Annotated in this window: 13 protein-coding genes and 1 pseudogene; 5 read left to right on the forward strand and 9 right to left on the reverse strand. The window is 66.3% G+C overall.

The window, feature by feature from the left end; translation table 11 throughout:
- Positions 1-109 precede the first annotated feature (109 nt).
- Complete coding sequence (locus tag QFZ54_RS08510) at positions 110-913, reverse strand: response regulator (protein WP_307086290.1); 804 nt, start codon at positions 911-913, stop codon at positions 110-112.
- A gap of 303 nt (positions 914-1,216) precedes the next feature.
- Between QFZ54_RS08510 and QFZ54_RS08515 the strand changes: the two genes are divergently transcribed.
- The 3 genes from QFZ54_RS08515 (at position 1,217) to QFZ54_RS08525 (ending at position 3,433) form a co-directional block, all read left to right on the forward strand.
- Positions 1,217-1,351 (forward strand): NepR family anti-sigma factor, encoded by a 135-nt coding sequence (locus QFZ54_RS08515; protein WP_307086292.1) that lies wholly within the window; start codon positions 1,217-1,219, stop codon positions 1,349-1,351.
- On the forward strand, positions 1,351-2,991 hold the full coding sequence (locus QFZ54_RS08520; RefSeq protein ID WP_373458478.1) for a sensor histidine kinase: 1,641 nt from the start codon (positions 1,351-1,353) through the stop codon (positions 2,989-2,991). The genes QFZ54_RS08515 and QFZ54_RS08520 overlap by 1 nt, the downstream gene beginning before the upstream one ends.
- Positions 2,992-3,298: 307 nt before the next feature.
- Positions 3,299-3,433: an entericidin A/B family lipoprotein gene (locus tag QFZ54_RS08525; protein WP_307086296.1), complete on the forward strand. Its 135-nt coding sequence runs from the start codon at positions 3,299-3,301 to the stop codon at positions 3,431-3,433.
- Between the two features lie 98 nt (positions 3,434-3,531).
- Here QFZ54_RS08525 and tatC read toward each other — a convergent pair whose 3' ends face one another.
- The 5 genes from tatC to QFZ54_RS08550 are packed head-to-tail and all read right to left on the reverse strand — an operon-like array spanning position 3,532 to position 6,562.
- On the reverse strand, positions 3,532-4,314 hold the full coding sequence (gene tatC / locus QFZ54_RS08530; protein WP_307086298.1) for a twin-arginine translocase subunit TatC: 783 nt from the start codon (positions 4,312-4,314) through the stop codon (positions 3,532-3,534).
- A gap of 55 nt (positions 4,315-4,369) precedes the next feature.
- Positions 4,370-4,915, reverse strand: a complete 546-nt coding sequence (tatB, locus tag QFZ54_RS08535) for a Sec-independent protein translocase protein TatB (protein ID WP_307086300.1) — start codon at positions 4,913-4,915, stop codon at positions 4,370-4,372.
- A 53-nt stretch (positions 4,916-4,968) separates the two neighbouring features.
- Positions 4,969-5,214, reverse strand: coding sequence for a Sec-independent protein translocase subunit TatA (locus tag QFZ54_RS08540; protein ID WP_056057475.1), 246 nt, complete (start codon positions 5,212-5,214; stop codon positions 4,969-4,971).
- Positions 5,215-5,249: 35 nt separating this feature from the next.
- Positions 5,250-5,843, reverse strand: coding sequence for an SMC-Scp complex subunit ScpB (gene scpB, locus QFZ54_RS08545; RefSeq protein WP_307086305.1), 594 nt, complete (start codon positions 5,841-5,843; stop codon positions 5,250-5,252).
- A complete protein-coding gene (locus QFZ54_RS08550) occupies positions 5,840-6,562 on the reverse strand; it encodes a segregation and condensation protein A (RefSeq protein ID WP_307086306.1) in 723 nt (240 codons plus the stop codon). The genes scpB and QFZ54_RS08550 overlap by 4 nt, the downstream gene beginning before the upstream one ends.
- A 105-nt stretch (positions 6,563-6,667) precedes the next feature.
- On the opposite strand from QFZ54_RS08550, the gene QFZ54_RS08555 reads away from it, so the two are divergent.
- Positions 6,668-6,871, forward strand: coding sequence for a ParD-like family protein (locus QFZ54_RS08555; protein ID WP_307086308.1), 204 nt, complete (start codon positions 6,668-6,670; stop codon positions 6,869-6,871).
- Position 6,872: 1 nt separating this feature from the next.
- Positions 6,873-7,650, forward strand: a pseudogene (map, locus tag QFZ54_RS08560) (type I methionyl aminopeptidase).
- On the opposite strand, the gene QFZ54_RS08565 reads toward map, so the two are convergent.
- From QFZ54_RS08565 to QFZ54_RS08575, 3 genes are read right to left on the reverse strand one after another with little or no spacing between them, the layout of a single operon-like run.
- Positions 7,633-8,634, reverse strand: coding sequence for a glycoside hydrolase family 3 N-terminal domain-containing protein (locus QFZ54_RS08565; protein ID WP_307086309.1), 1,002 nt, complete (start codon positions 8,632-8,634; stop codon positions 7,633-7,635). The pseudogene map and the gene QFZ54_RS08565 overlap by 18 nt on opposite strands.
- A 38-nt stretch (positions 8,635-8,672) precedes the next feature.
- A complete protein-coding gene (locus tag QFZ54_RS08570) occupies positions 8,673-12,818 on the reverse strand; it encodes a translocation/assembly module TamB domain-containing protein (protein WP_307086311.1) in 4,146 nt (1,381 codons plus the stop codon).
- A complete protein-coding gene (locus tag QFZ54_RS08575) occupies positions 12,815-14,809 on the reverse strand; it encodes an autotransporter assembly complex protein TamA (protein ID WP_307086313.1) in 1,995 nt (664 codons plus the stop codon). Before QFZ54_RS08575 ends, QFZ54_RS08570 begins: the two co-directional genes overlap by 4 nt.
- Positions 14,810-14,858: the final 49 nt, after the last annotated feature.

Here is a 14,858-nt window from a genome sequence, read left to right on the forward strand (position 1 = left end):
ATCGATGTGAATTGGTTCGTTTGGATCAGCCATCACCAACAAACTCGCGAAAGACGTTTTGGGTCCGTAACTGTCTTACAGCCACGGACCCGGATAAGTGCCGTCGACCTTAAGCGGTCGGGACGGTCGCCTGATCGAAGAACAGCGCCTGGCTGATCGCGGCCTTCACGGTCGAACGCTGGAACGGCTTGGTGATCAGGAACGTCGGCTCGGGACGTTCGCCGGTCAGCAACCGCTCAGGGAACGCGGTGATGAAAATCACCGGGACTTCGAACTCGGCGAGGATGTCCTTGACCGCGTCGATGCCCGAGCTGTCGTCGGCCAACTGGATATCCGCGAGCACGAGGCCGGGACGGGTTTCCATCGCCAGCGCGACCGCCTCGTCACGCGTCACGGCGACGCCGGTGACGTCGTGGCCGAGATCGCGCACGATCGTCTCGATATCCATCGCGATGATCGGCTCGTCCTCGATGATAAGGACCTTCGCACGGGTCTGGTTCTCGATCTCGGACAGCGCATCGGCGACCAGATCGTCGACCTCGCTGGTGTCGACCTCGATCAGGTACGCGGCGTCCTCGGGCGTGAAGCCTTCCATCGCTGTCAGCAGAAGCGCCTGGCGCGACAGCGGCGTCATCCGGGCGAGACGCGCGCGGGCAACGGCTTCGTGACCTTCGGCCTCGCTTGCACTCTCGTCGCCGACCTCGTCGAAGTTCGCCGAATTCCAGATCGCCTGGAACATCCGGTACAGGCCGAGACGGGGATCCACGTCGCGCGGAAATTCCTCCGGCGCGGCGACGATCGCCTCGAGCGTGGCGCGCACATATTTGTCGCCGTGCATCTGGCTGCCGGTCAGGGCCCGGCCGTAGCGCCGCAAAAAGGGAAGGTGCGGTGCAAGTTGCTGTCCAAGAGACATGGGTAACGTATACTCCCTGATCCTACGCGGCCCCTCATGTGTCGGGTGGCTCGCGTCATTGCAATGGTGTCGGTCGAAAATGCCCCGTGTCCGCCCCATCGTCGCCAGTTATCGGGCACGACCGAGCGGAGATGCGTATTTTTCGCTCGGTCATGGAACCATCCAGATGCTATTTGGTTTCACGAACATCTTTCGCGAGTGTGTAGTCCGGTGCCTGAGGGTACAGTTGTGCTCGCCATCACATGATTGGTTTGCGTCGTGCAGGGGGAAGTTTTGAGTTTGGGCCACGACACGGAGAAGACAGTGCCTGCCACGAAGCCCGCCAAGGTCCTTGATAAAGACCAACAAATGGGTTCGGCACTGCGCTCGGTCTATCAGAAGACCGTTGATGAAACGATCCCGGACGATTTGCTCGACCTTCTCGGCAAATTGGACTGATGGTGGGCCCCGCGCCCACGCCCCTTACCCCCGCTTCCACTGCCGACATAAAATCTTCGGAGCCTGGACCCACGAGCCAGGGCCGCGTGTCGGCGGCAATCGGACGGTGGCCGACCGGGGCAAAGCTTTTCCTGATCATCAGCGCCGCGCTCCTGCCGCTCGCGTTGATCGCCGTTTTCGCGACATTGCAGACCACGCGGCTGGCCGACGCGGAAGCACGCGCACGGTTGCGCGTCACCGCCGACGAGAGCGCGCGGGCGATCGCCATCGAACTGGTCGGCGACATGACCGCCTTGCGTGTCGCGGTGAACGCGCTGGGCACGGACCCCGCCGATTCGCCGAGTTGCGCACGAGCACAGGGTGTGTTCGCGCAACAATCGTCCGCAGGCACGCGGTTCATCATCACCGATCGTGCCGGTCGCGTGCTGTGCGGCGTCCCCCTGCCGAACCCCGTCACCATCCGCCGCGAGGACATGCCGGTCGCGGCAGCTATCGTTCCCGACAACGGGCTGATCCTGGCGATATCCGGTCCCGGCGGCGATACGTCCGCCCGCGCCTATTTCCCGCGGGCGTTCCTGGAAAAGATCGGGCGGCCTTCGACACGCGCGTCGGCCTTCAACAGCGCCATCGTCCTCGATGAGGATGCGCTGCACCTGGAGACGATCCCAGACGAGCGGCCGCTCGACCGCATGGAAACGATGCGGACCGAACTCGGCGTCGCGGGGCTGGCCTTGCGGACGAGCATTCGCAGCGCACCGGTAACGTCGTCGCTGATTGTCGCGATGCTCCTTCCCCTACTGATGTGGATAGCCGCCGCGAGCATCGCGTGGTTCGTCGTCGATCGGTTGCTCATTCGTCCGCTGCGGCGTCTGCGCGCCGCCGTGGCCGCGTTCACACCTGGCGAGGAACTCGACTTCGGCACAGTCCATACCTTGCCGGCACAGGAAATCCGTGAGCTCGGCGAGACGTTCCAGTCGATCAGCCGCACGGTCGCGCTGCACGAAGCGGGACTCGCGGAGGGGCTGGTCCGACAGACCAAGCTGACCCGTGAGGTGCATCACCGGGTAAAGAACAACCTGCAGGTGATATCCAGCCTGATCAACTTCCACGCGCGCAGTGCGCCGAGCGCCGACGCGACGGCGGCCTATGCATCGATCCAGCGGCGCGTGGATGCTCTGGCTGTGGTCCATCGCAACCATTTCGCCGAGCTGGAGGAAAACCGCGGGCTGAACTTGCGGACCATGATCGGTGAGCTCTCGGCCAATATCCGCGCCACCACGTCCGACCGATCGCACGGCCTGGGGATCACTCTCGACGTCGATCCTTATCTGGTGAACCAGGATGTCGCGGTCGCGCTGGCGTTCCTGGCGACCGAGACGATCGAGTTGGCGATCAGTTGCGATCCCGCCGCGCAGATCCGGATCGTCGTGAAGCCTGCCGACAAGGTAGCCGATAAACCCGACCGCGCGGTGCTCCGCGTCGTTTCGCGTGCGCTGGTCGAGAGCGATGCGTTCAGAGAAGCGCTGTCGCGGTACGGTCGCGTCATGGAAGGCCTGTCGCGCCAGTTGCGGTCGCCACTGCACCACGACCCGTTGGTAGGGGCGTATGAAATCGCTTTTGCGATCACCGGGCGAGACTGAAGCGCTGAATAGTCCAGCAATTCGGCCGAATGCCGGCAACCGACGCTTTTAATTCGCCATAGATAAAAAAAGCGGGAACCGACTATCGCCGTTGCCGTTCTACACTTCGGATAGCGACTTTATGCCCCCCCGCTCTCGCTATCCAGAACACAGGCCCGGTAGCTTCACCCTCCCCCCCTTGGTGAAGTTGCCGGGCCTCCATTCATTTAATCGGTATCGCTGCGTGACTTGGTTCCGCAGACGGAACGAATGCGGTTCCCGAACATTCCTCCACGGTGGCATTCAAGCCCTTCTAGGAGGAAGTATCATGCGTAAGTTGGTCGGATTGGCAGTCGTCGCAGGCGCGCTCATGGTTTCGGCATGCAACACGATCGAAGGCGCGGGCAAGGACGTGAGCTCGGCGGGCAAGACCGTCGCTAAGACCGCAGACGGCGCCAAGTAAGCCTTTTGCGCTTATGGTAAAGAAACGGGGCCCTGTGCAGATGCACCAGGCCCCGTTTTCGTATCGGCCATCCGTATTCGTATCGGGCTTCGCCCTGCTCAGCTCTCGACGATGTCGGTTGCGTCGCCTTCGAGCGCCTTGGCTTTCGCCCGGCTGCGCTCGGTGAACCAGATGCCGATCAGCGCGAGTTCGTACAGGATGACCAGCGGGATCGCGAGCAACAGCTGCGAGCCGATGTCCGGCGGGGTCAGTACCGCGGCGATCGCGAACGCCGCGACGATCGCGTAGCGCCGCGCGCTGATGAGCTGTTTGCGCGTCACGATCCCTGCGCGCTCCAGTAGCATGAGCAGGACCGGCAGCAGGAACGAAATTCCGAAGCCGAACAGGAACTGCATCGTGAACGACAGATAATTGCCGATCGCCGGCAGCGCCTCGCGGTGGATGCCGCCGACCATGCCGTCGAAGCCGAGCAGGAAGTGCAACGCCATCGGGATTGCAATGTAATAGGCCATCGCCGCGCCGGTCAGGAACAGGACCGGCGTCGCGAGGATGAAGGGCAGCAGCGCGCCGCGTTCCTTCTTGTACAGACCGGGCGCGACGAACTGCCACACCTGGTTTGCGATCACCGGGAACGACAACATCATCGCCGCGAAGAACGCCACCTTGATCTGGACGAAAAACGCCTCGAAAATCTCGGTATAGATGACCTTGTTCTGACCGGCCGCGAGCAGCGGGTGAACGAGGAAGCCGAAAATATCCTCGGCGAAATACATGGCGACGGCGAACGTCACGATCAACGCGGCGATACAGTAGAGCAACCGCCGCCGCAGCTCGATCAAATGGTCGAGCAGCGGCGCCCGGCTTTCGTCGATCTCGCTCATGTCTGGCTTTCGGCTTTGGAGGCGATCACGGCCGTTGCGCTCATGCCCGGCTTGTTCATGATGGCGCTACGTCGGACTTACCGGTCTTGTCGTCGGAATGGGTCGGGGTCGGGGTGTCCAGCGGACCATCGAACAGGTCCGGGCCACGATCCGCTATCGGTCTGTGATCCTGCGGTTTGTGATCCGGCTCGGGCAACGCCGGAGAAGCGTGAACCGAAGCGGCCGCTACGACCGGTTTCTCGACCATCACCGGCTCGCTCGTATGATCGTCCGCTTGGTCGGTGGACCGATAATCACGCCGATACTCTTCGGTCTCGGGCGAATGTACCACCTGCGCGGTATCGGCCGTCGCGTCCGTCCCCGTCTGAGGATGCTCGCGCATGATGCGTTCGTTCTCCGACGCCCAGCGCTTTTCCATCTCTTCGAGTTCGGCCTCGCGGACCATCGAATCGAAACCCGAGCGGAACTGCCGGGCGACGCCGCGTGCCTTGCCGACCCAATAGCCGACCACGCGCATCGCCTTGGGCAGGTCCTTGGGACCGATCACGACGAGCGCGACGAAAGCCACGAGCAGAAACTCGGAGGGCGCGATATCGAACATTCAGCCGCGCCTATCTAGGGTCGTCAAGTCTACCAGCTTCAAGCACAACGGCTTCAAGCAGGACGGTCGTCGCGGACGCGGTTGCCGTCGCGATCGAACGCGGGATCGGCGGTCTTCTGCGCTTCGATACGCGCCGATGGCTTGGCGGGCGTCTCGTCGTCGTTCTCCGACATGCCCTTCTTGAAGTTCTTCACGCCCTTGGCGACGTCGCCCATCAGGCTGGAGAATCGGCCGCCGCCGAGAAGGAGGATCGCGACGACCGCGAGAACGAGCAAGTGAATCGGGCTAAAACCGCCCATGGCAATTCTCCTGGAAACTTGACCCTATCTAAGCGTCATCTCGGCTCTTTGCCAGCCATCTCGCCATCCTCGGCACCATCATCGAGGCGATCGAAGGCGAGATCGACCGGATCGAGCAGCCCTGCGGCGCGCAGATCGTCGATACCGGGGAGGTCGCGGCGGCTCTGGAGCCCGAAATGGACGAGGAATGCAGGGGTCGTCGCGAACATCAGCGGCCGCCCCGGCACCTCGCGCCGTCCGGCCGGCTTCACCCAGCCGGCCTCCATCAACACATCGAGCGTCCCCTTCGAGATCTGTACACCGCGAATCGCCTCGATTTCCGCGCGGGTCACGGGCTCATGGTACGCGATGATCGCCAGCGTCTCGATGCCGGCGCGGCTGAGACGGCGTGGTTCTTCGCGGTCGCGGCGGAGCATGTGCGCCATGTCGGGTGCGGTCTGGAACTGCCAGCGGTCGCCGCGCCTTACGATGTGGATACCGCGGCCGGCATAGTCGGCGGTCAGTCGGTCGAGCGCGGCGCGGACGTCGCCGGTGCCGACATGCGCGCGAATCACCTCGATCGTCAGCGGCACTTCGGCGGCGAACAGCACCGCCTCGACGGCGCGGGTGATATCGTCGGGCGGGGTCACGCGCGGGCTCTGAGATAGAGCGGTGCGAACGGCGAGGCCTGGCGCAGTTCGATCTTGCCCTGTCGCGCGAGTTCGAGTGCGGCGACGAAGCTGGACGCGAGCGCGGATCGGCGTAGGCGCTCTCCCGCCTCGGGGAGGAAGCTTTCGATCACGCTCCAGTCGATCCGCTCGCCGACCAGCATCGACACGCGTTCCAGTGCCGCCTCCAGCGTCATCACCTCGCGGTCGACGACGACGTGCATCACCGGTCGGGTCCGCGCGGAAATGCGGCCATAGGCGGCGATCAGGTCGAAGATCTCAGCCTGCCATGCGGCCTTGCGCACCGTCCGCAGCCCCTCGGGCGCGCCGCGCAGGAACACGTCGCGCCCGGTCCGATCGCGCGCCATCAGCCGGGCGCCGGCCTCGCGCATAGCACTTAAGCGCTCGAGCCGGAGTTGCAGCCGGAGCGCGAGTTCTTCGGGGTCTGGCTCGGCGAGCGGATCACGCGGCAACAGCAGTGCGGACTTCAGATAGGCAAGCCACGCCGCCATCACGAGATAGTCCGCGGCCAGTTCAAGTTTCAGCGCCCGCGCGGAGTCGACATAGGCGAGATACTGCTCGACCAGCGCCAGGATCGAGATTTTCCGCAGATCGACCTTCTGCCCGCGCGCGAGCGACAGCAGCAGATCGAGCGGTCCCTCCCATCCGTCGAGATCCAGGGTCAGTTGCGCATCGTCCATCGCCGGACGCTACAGCGCGCATCGGCGGGCATCCAGCCTTCACGTTGACGCTCCACCATACGAAGCATAAACGTTTCGTATAGTCTGGATGGTAGTGAGGTTTGGATGGGTATCGTGAAGATCGATGACGCGCTGCACGAGGATGCTCGGCGGGCTAGCCAAGTGCTGTGCCGGTCGATCAATGCGCAGGCCGAGTTCTGGATGAAGATCGGGATGCTCGCCGAGGCCAATCCGACGCTGTCGTTCAACGATATCGTCACCGCGCAACTCGCCGCCGCCTCGGTCCGCGTTGGCGACAAAGTTGCCTGAGATGGTCAAGACGGCGGCGGAACTGGCGCTGATGCGCGTGTCGGGCGCGTTGCTGGCTTCGGTGTTCGAGATGCTCGACGGGCAGAATCTGGCGGGGCTGTCGACGTTGCAGGTCAACGACTTGGTCGATCGTTATATCACCGACGACCTCCGCGCCCGGCCCGCGAGCAAGGGGCAATATGGCTTCGAGTTCGTCCTGAACAGCTCGATCAACCATGTCGTCTGCCACGGCGTGCCCAGCGCGAGCGACGTCATCCGCGACGGCGACATCGTCAATCTCGACATCACGCTAGAGAAGAACGGGTTCATCGCCGATTCGAGCAAGACGTATCTGGTCGGCACCGCGCCACCTGCTGCGAAGCGGCTGGTGCGGGTCGGCGCAGGAGGCGATGTGGCAGGGCATCCGGCAGGTGCGGCCGGGTGCGCATCTCGGCGACATCGGCTTTGCGATCGAGCGGCATGCGAAGAAGAACGGCTATGCGGTGGTGCGCGATTATTGCGGCCACGGCATCGGCCGCGAGATGCACGAGGAACCGCAGGTGCTCAATTTCGGGCGCGCCGGGACCGGCATGACGTTGCGCGAGGGGATGGTCTTCACGATCGAGCCGATGATCAACCAGGGAACGCGGAAAGTGTCGACCGAGGACGACGGCTGGACGGTGGTCACCGACGACGGAAAGCTCTCGGCGCAGTTCGAGCATACGGTGGCGGTGACGGAGGACGGCGTCGAGGTGCTGACGTTGCGGGGTGACGAGCGTAAGTTAGGCGCTGGCGAGTAGCGCGTCGCGCGTTGCGATCAGTTCCGCGCAGTCGCCCTTGGCGGCTCCGACCGAGGCCATCGCCCGATCGAGTCTCGTGCGCGACGCTTCCGAGATTTCGCCCAGGCGGCCGGCGATTTCGACCATCTCGTCCATGCGGGCCCAGCAGTCGAGTACGAGGTCGCAGCCTGCGGCAATCGCGCCGGCCGCCTTGTCGCCGGCGGTGCCGGATAGGGCCTTCATGTCGATATCGTCGGTCATCAGGAGGCCGTCGAAGCCGATGCGCTGACGGATGATCTGGTCGATCACGATCGGGGAGAGCGTCGCGGGGCGGTCGGTGTCCCAGGCTTCGAAGACGATGTGCGAGGTCATGCCCATCGGCGCCTGGTTGAGCGTGCGGAAGGGTTCGAGGTCGATCTCGAGTTCTGCGTCGGTCGCGGTGACGGTCGGGAGGTGATGGTGGGTGTCCACGCGCGCTCGGCCGTGGCCGGGCATGTGCTTTACCACGCCGACCACGCCGCCCTCGGCTAGTCCTTCCAGCGTCGCCCTGCCGAGCGCTGCGACGCGCATCGGGTCGGAGCCAAACGTGCGGCACGCCACCGCTTCCGTGGTGTCGGGCTGCGACACGTCGAGCAGCGGGAGGCAGTCGACGGTGATACCGACCTCGCTGAGCATCACGCCGAGCGCCTGCGCGTTGGCGCGCGCGGCCTGGATCGCGGTCATCGGTGCGCGTTCGTACGCTGCATCGAATACCGGGCCTGCCGGGAATGCCGGCCATTCCGGTGGGCCCATCCGGGCGACGCGACCGCCTTCCTGGTCGATCAGGATCGCGAGGTTATCGCGTCCGGCGAGTTCGCGAAGCGAGTCCGTCAGGGCTCGGACCTGAGCGCGGTCCACGATGTTGCGCTTGAACAGGATGTAGCCGGCAGGTTCGCATTCGGCGAAGAACGCGCGTTCGGCGGGGGTGAGGACGGGGCCGGACAGGCCGAAGATGACGGGCTTCATGCATACTTCCTAGCGAAACCGGCGCGCGCGATCATCCGTCAATAATCCTTCGACACGCGGACGTTGGCGCTCTGGCGGCCGAGCGTCGAGATGCTCGATAGCAGCGACAGCCAGCGGGTGACCTGGAACTCGACCTGCGTCGCGGAATAGCCCTGACCGTCGGTCACGATCTCCGCATACAGGCGACGCGTGACGTATTTGCCCGCCGCGATCGAGGTGCCCTGCCCGGTCTGCGGATCGGCGGGGAGGATGCGGAGGCGGTCGAGCCCGGCGGCGCGACGCACCGCGTTGATCGGGTTGAGCCCGCTGCCGCCGCCCTGTAGCGCCGCCACCGCCGCCGCCAGTTGAAGGGCTTCGGGCGCGGACAGATTGGTGATCGAGGTGCCGAACAATAGCCGCGAGAGCAGCTCGTCCTCGGGCAGCGCGGGCGTGCTGGTGAAGCCGATCTCGGGTTTCAGCGCGTAGCCGGTGACGCGGATCGACGCGCTGAGCCCCGTCGAATCGGCGTTCGCCTCGATATCCAGCGCCGGGTTAGCGGGCACCCCGCCGTCGAATCGGATCACGCCCCGCGCCAGTTCGAACTGGCGGCCGGCGAACTCGTAATCGCCGCGGATCAGCGTCGCGCGGCCGGTGATCGCCGGGTTTGCGGGCTGGCCGGCGATCTGGAGGTTGGCTGACCATTCGCTGGTGAGGCCGAGGCCGCTGACCATGACCTGGTTCGGCGCGCGGGCCTTGATCGCGAGCGTCCAGGGCTTGGTCGGTGTCGCGACTTCCTCGCCGCCGTCGGGCAGGTTGATCTCGCGGATGTTGAGCTGCGGCACCGCGCTGGCGGCGGTCGCCTGGCCGAGACGGTAGCGGCTCTTGTCCAGAACCACGTCGCCGGCGATCGTCCCGCCCGAGCCGTTCGACTTGAACGTGAGCGGGCCGGTGACGGTGGCGCCGATGTCGTCGCGGGCGATCATCACCGCCTTGTCGGCCTGTAGATTGAGGTCGAGGCCGATGCCGGCGGCGGCGGCGAATTCGAACTGGCCGGTGCCGGTGACGCGCCCGCCCTTGCCCGCGTCGGCGCCGAACCGGTCGATCACGAGTCGCGAACCGCCGAAACGCGCGGTCGCCTGGACGTTGGTGAGGACGGTGCCGGTGGTCGCGCTTTCGATCCGCGCGCCGTTCGCCTGGACGACGCCGCGCAAGGTCGGGTTGGCGAGCGTGCCGACGACGTCCGCGCCGATCGCGACGGGGCCGGACAGGTCGAACAGCTCGACCCCGGTAAGGCGCCAGAGCGTGTCCGCGGGGCCGCTGTAGCGGAGTTGCCCGAACAGGCGGGCGTTGCTGATGCGGGACGCCAAGTCCCCCTGCCCCAGCGGCGCGAGTTGTGCCTGGGCGCGCCCGATCGTCCTGCCGGCCGAGGCGATGACCGCGCGCAGGCCGAGTTTATCGGGGGACAGCACCGCCGCCACGCCGACGTCGATCGGGCGTGACGAGAGGACGAGGCCGGCGCGGCTAAGGCCGCGGATCGTGACGTTCGCCTTCCCGGTAGGCGCGGCACCATTCGCGGTCGCGATCGTGAAGCTGCCCGACGCACTGCCGCTGAGGCCAAGGCCGGGATAGGCGATGTCGAGCAGGGCGAGCGGCATGCGTGTCAGGCTCGCGTCGATCGCAGTGCTGGCGGCGGTGAAGCGACCGCCGACCTGCGCTTCGCCGCCGCCGAAGCTGAGCTTGGTCGGCGCGAGGTGCCAGCCGTCTTCAGCCTGGGTCAGGACCGCGGGCGTGAGAAGTTTGAGCGGTCGCCTGTCGAGCGTGCCTTGGGCGGAGATGGCGTAGCTGTCGGCAGTGACCTGGGTGACGGTCTGAATGTCGAACGCGCGACCGCGAGAGCCGGCGATCGACGCCTTGATCGTGCCAACGCCACCGCGAAGCGACGCGGAACCGTTGAACCGGGCGAGGCTGAGTGCGCCGCGACGCAGGCCGAGGCCGGTTGCGGTCGCCTCGATCGAGGTGCCAGCGGGATCGAGCAACGTGACGAAATCGAGCTTGCCCTGACGCAGCGCCACGGTGTCGAGCGTCGCGGCCCTGGCGGCAAGATGCCCTTCGATGCGCTGGATCTGGCCGACCGGGCGGAACAGGAGTTCGCCCGAAATACCGCCGCCCGCGACTGCAAGTGCGCCGGCGAAACCGCCATCGACGACTGCGATGTTGCCGGTCGCCTTGGTGCCTGCGACGTTCAGCGCGGCGATGGCGAGCGTCGCATCCCTGCCCGGCGGCAACAGGATCGCGCCGTTGCTGGTGAACGGCCCCAGCCGCGATCCACCCGCCGCGGTAAACGCGAACCCCTGTGGCGTCGGGTCGAGATGCGCGCGGACGTTCGACAGGCCGAGCGTCGCATTGGGGCTGGCGAAGACGAGGTCGAGCGTCGGCTTCTCGATTTGACCGTCGAGGTTCAGCGTGACCGGACCATAGGTCTGCTGGCGCCCGCCGCCCTCGAAGTGGAAGGTGCCGTCGCGCCGGCGATAGCCGTTCCCGGTAAGCCGGATCTGCGGCGCGGTCAGCACGAGGTTGGTGAAGTGCAGCACGCCGTCGGTAGTGCGTTCGAGGTTGGTGGTGATGCGCGGCAACCCGCCCGCGAGGCTGCGGAAAAAGGCGTTGTCTAGCCGCACCATCTGGGCGCTGCCCTGGCCGATCACACGCGTGCCGTGGCGGTTCGGGCCGGGGACCACTCGCAGCGTGGACTTCACGTCGACGATGCCGAGGCCGGGAATGAGGTAACGGCCGAGGCCGCCGTTGATGCCGACTTCGAACTGGCCGTTGCGGAGGTCGACCGCCAGATTGATGCTGCCGGTGAGCTTGTCCGAGCGGAGCTTGAGCGCGTCGCCGGTGAGCAGCGTCGGGGTGACACGGAGCAGGCCGTCGACCGACAGATTGCGCAGGATGCCGCCGGCGACGGTGCCAACGCCGGTGACGCGCGCGGCGGTGAAGCGGATCGGCACGGTAACGGGCGCGGCGGACAGGCGGCCCTTGCCGGACGCGTGGGCGTTCTCGAACCCGGTCTGGTCGAACGCGAAGCGGCTGGCGTCGAGGCGGTAGTCGAACGCCGCGGTCGCGAACGGGCCATCGAGGATTGCACGAAGCTCGACCATGTTGCCGGTCATGTTGTCGAACAAAGCTGGCGGCCGCAGCAGTCGCGCCTTGATATGCACGTCGCGATAGGCATTGGCAGCGAGATCGATGATGCCGGTCGTGTCGACCGCCAGCGCGGGCGTGCGCAGCGAGAGTTGCCCCTCCAACCGACGGTTGGCGAACCCGGCACTGCCGTTGACCAGGATGCGCGGCGCGGTCAGCTTTTGCAGGCGGCCCTTCAGCAGCGACGAAGGCGCGAGCGTGCCCGACAGGGTGTAGCGGCCGGCAACCTGCGCGAGCGCGAGATCGACGACGCGCGTCGTGCCGATCATGCCGTTCGCGCGGCCGCTCCACGTCGCCCAGCTGCCGTCGCCGGTGACCGCCAGCGCGACCGGCCCCTTCGCCTGAACCATGCGTGCGAGTACGCCGCCTGCAGCCCCCTTTGCCGCGACGTCGATGTCGAAGCGGTCGCGCGCGGGCTCGGCGTCGATCCGGAGCTTCAGATCGTCGCTACCGGCAACGCGCGCCTTCAGGTCGACCAGCGCCCTGCCCGACCGGATATCGGCGCGCCCTTCGAGGGTCCCGATCCGCTCGGTCCCAAGTACGCGCTTCGCCAATGTCAGCCGACCGACCGACAGCTTGCCGATGTGGATGTCGAAGTCCGGCAGGATCGGGCCGCGTGTCTTCGAGGGCCGGGTGCGCGGGGTGTGCGTCAGGATCGCGCGATCGACGATCAGCCGGCGGATCTCGAGCCGGTTCGAGAACCAGTCGAACGGCGACCAGTCGAGCGTGACGTTAGGCGCCTGGAAGACCAGCCCTTCGAGATCGTACACGCGGAGATCGGTGATGCGGGTATCGCCGTATAGCGAGCCGTCGATCCGACCGACCGTGAAGCGCAGGCCGTTGGCGGTCTTGATCGCGGCGATCCGGTCGGCGACGAAGCGGTGGCCGATATCGGTGTCGACGATCAGCAGCGCCGCGCCGAGGATCGCGAGCAGGCCGGCAAGCGCGCCGACAATCCAGCGCCACCAGCGGATGCTACGCTTCGGGGCGGGCGTATCTTCGCTCAAAACGCCTGCCCCAGCGAGACGTACACGGCGATGCGGCTGTCGCCGGGCTGCGGGTTGATCGGCGTGCCGACGTCGAGGCGGATCGGGCCGAAGTTCGAATAATAGCGCACGCCAATGCCCGTGCCGTATTGCAGTCCGGTGAACTTCGGCAGCGGCGACGTGTAGATGTTGCCCGCGTCGAGGAACGGCACGACCCCGAAATTGCCGAAGGCGCGCACGCGGGCCTCGATCGAGAATTCGGTGAGGCTGCGCCCGCCGATCGGGTCGTTGTTGGGATCGCGCGGGCCGATCGATTGGTAGCCATAGCCACGCACCGATGCGCCGCCGCCTGCATAGAAGCGTCGTGACGGCGCGACCTGGTCGCGCGGTGCGCCGGCGATCGTGCCGAGCCGGGTGCGTGCGGCGAGAACCACCCGATCACCGAACGGTTGGTAGACGCTGCCGTCGAACTGGGTGCGCGCATAGCCGAACACGGAGCCCTGCAACGAGACTTCGGGGCTGAGCCGTCCGCCGAGGCGGAAGCCCTTGGTCGGGTTGAGCAGGTCGTCCGAGCCGTCGTAATTGAGGCTGGTCGGGATGGCGCCGATGAAGAAGGTGCGACGGCGCGGATCACCGGTCGAGAGGATCACGTCGCGCTCGTCCGACGCGGCGAGCTCGGCGCCGAGCGACCAGGTCCAGGTCTTCTGGAAGAAGATGTTGGTCTGGCGCTCCAGCGTGCCGGCCAGCGAGTAGGTCTTCGCGTCATAAGCGTTGCGGTTGGTATGCGCGGCGGACGCCTGGAGCGTCAGCACCCGGTCGCGCGCCTTGAAATTGTTGCGGCGGAAGACGACCGAGCCGAGCTGTTCCTGCGTACCGAGCACGCCGCGCAGCGTCAGCGCACCTTCGGGCGGGAACAGGTTGCGGTGCGTCCAGCTAAGTTCCGAGCGGGCGCCCTCGCCGGTGCCGTAGCCGAGTTCGCCGGCAATCGTGTGCGGCGGTGCGCGGTCGAGCTTTACCGCGATGTCGACGGTATCGGCCGCGGCGCCCTGTACGGGCTTGAGGTCGACGGAGGACACGAGGCTGGTCTGGATCAGTGCGCGGCGGAGGTCGTCGAGCTTTGCCGCGTCGTAGACGTCGCCGGGAGAAAAGCGCGCAATCTCCGCGACATGGTCTGCGCCGAACACGCGGTTGCCGGGAAGTGCGACGACCTGGCCGAACTTGCGCGCACCGCCGGGTTGTACGGACAGGTCGAGCGTCGCGGTGCGGGTGGCGTGGTCGACGACGATCGCCGGGTCGCCCACCACGGCGAACGGAAAGCCCTCGCGGCCGATCCTGGTCGTGAGGTTCGCCTGCCCCGCGACGATCGCATCCGAGTTCACCGGGTCTTCTGGCTTCACGCCGAACGCAGTCGTCAGCTCCGGCGCCTTGTCCCCCGCCGCGGCGATGCCGTCGATCGTCACGCCCTTGAACGTATAGAGCGTGCCAGGAGTCGCCGAGAGCACGACCATCGGTTTCACGCCGGGCTCCACGCGGGTGACGACGTTGGCGTCGTAATAGCCTTGCGCGCGGAGGAGGCTGTTGAGCAGGTCGGCGTCTTCGCGGGCGCGGCGATCGAGTTGCGCGGCGTTCGCGGGCTGGTGATCGTTCGCGTCGAGCGTCGAGAGTGCGGCGAATCGTTGGCGGAGTAGCGTCGTGTCGAGCGCGTCGATGCCGTCGATCCGCCAGGCGTAGCGGCTCTCGGTATTCGCATCGACCGCGGCGACGGTCGCCGCCGGGTCCATCGGCGAGGCCGCGAGGTCGGGCCAGCCGACTCCGATATCGGGGAGCGGGGCAAGGGGCGAATTCGGGTCGAGCGATATCGGGGTGTCGGCGGTCGGGCTCGTCGGAGTTTGCGCGGGCACAGGCGCGGTTTGCGCGTTCGCGGCGGGTATGCCCGCACAGTGTACGGCACCCGCTGTCGTCAGAACGAAAAAGGCGGCGGCCGGCCCGGCTCGCCCGACGCGGAACACCATGTCCGGCTCCTAGCCGGGCTTGTCGTTGCGGAACAGTATCTAACGCCGT

Source organism: Sphingomonas faeni (assembly GCF_030817315.1).
In the GTDB taxonomy this organism is placed as follows: domain Bacteria; phylum Pseudomonadota; class Alphaproteobacteria; order Sphingomonadales; family Sphingomonadaceae; genus Sphingomonas; species Sphingomonas faeni_C.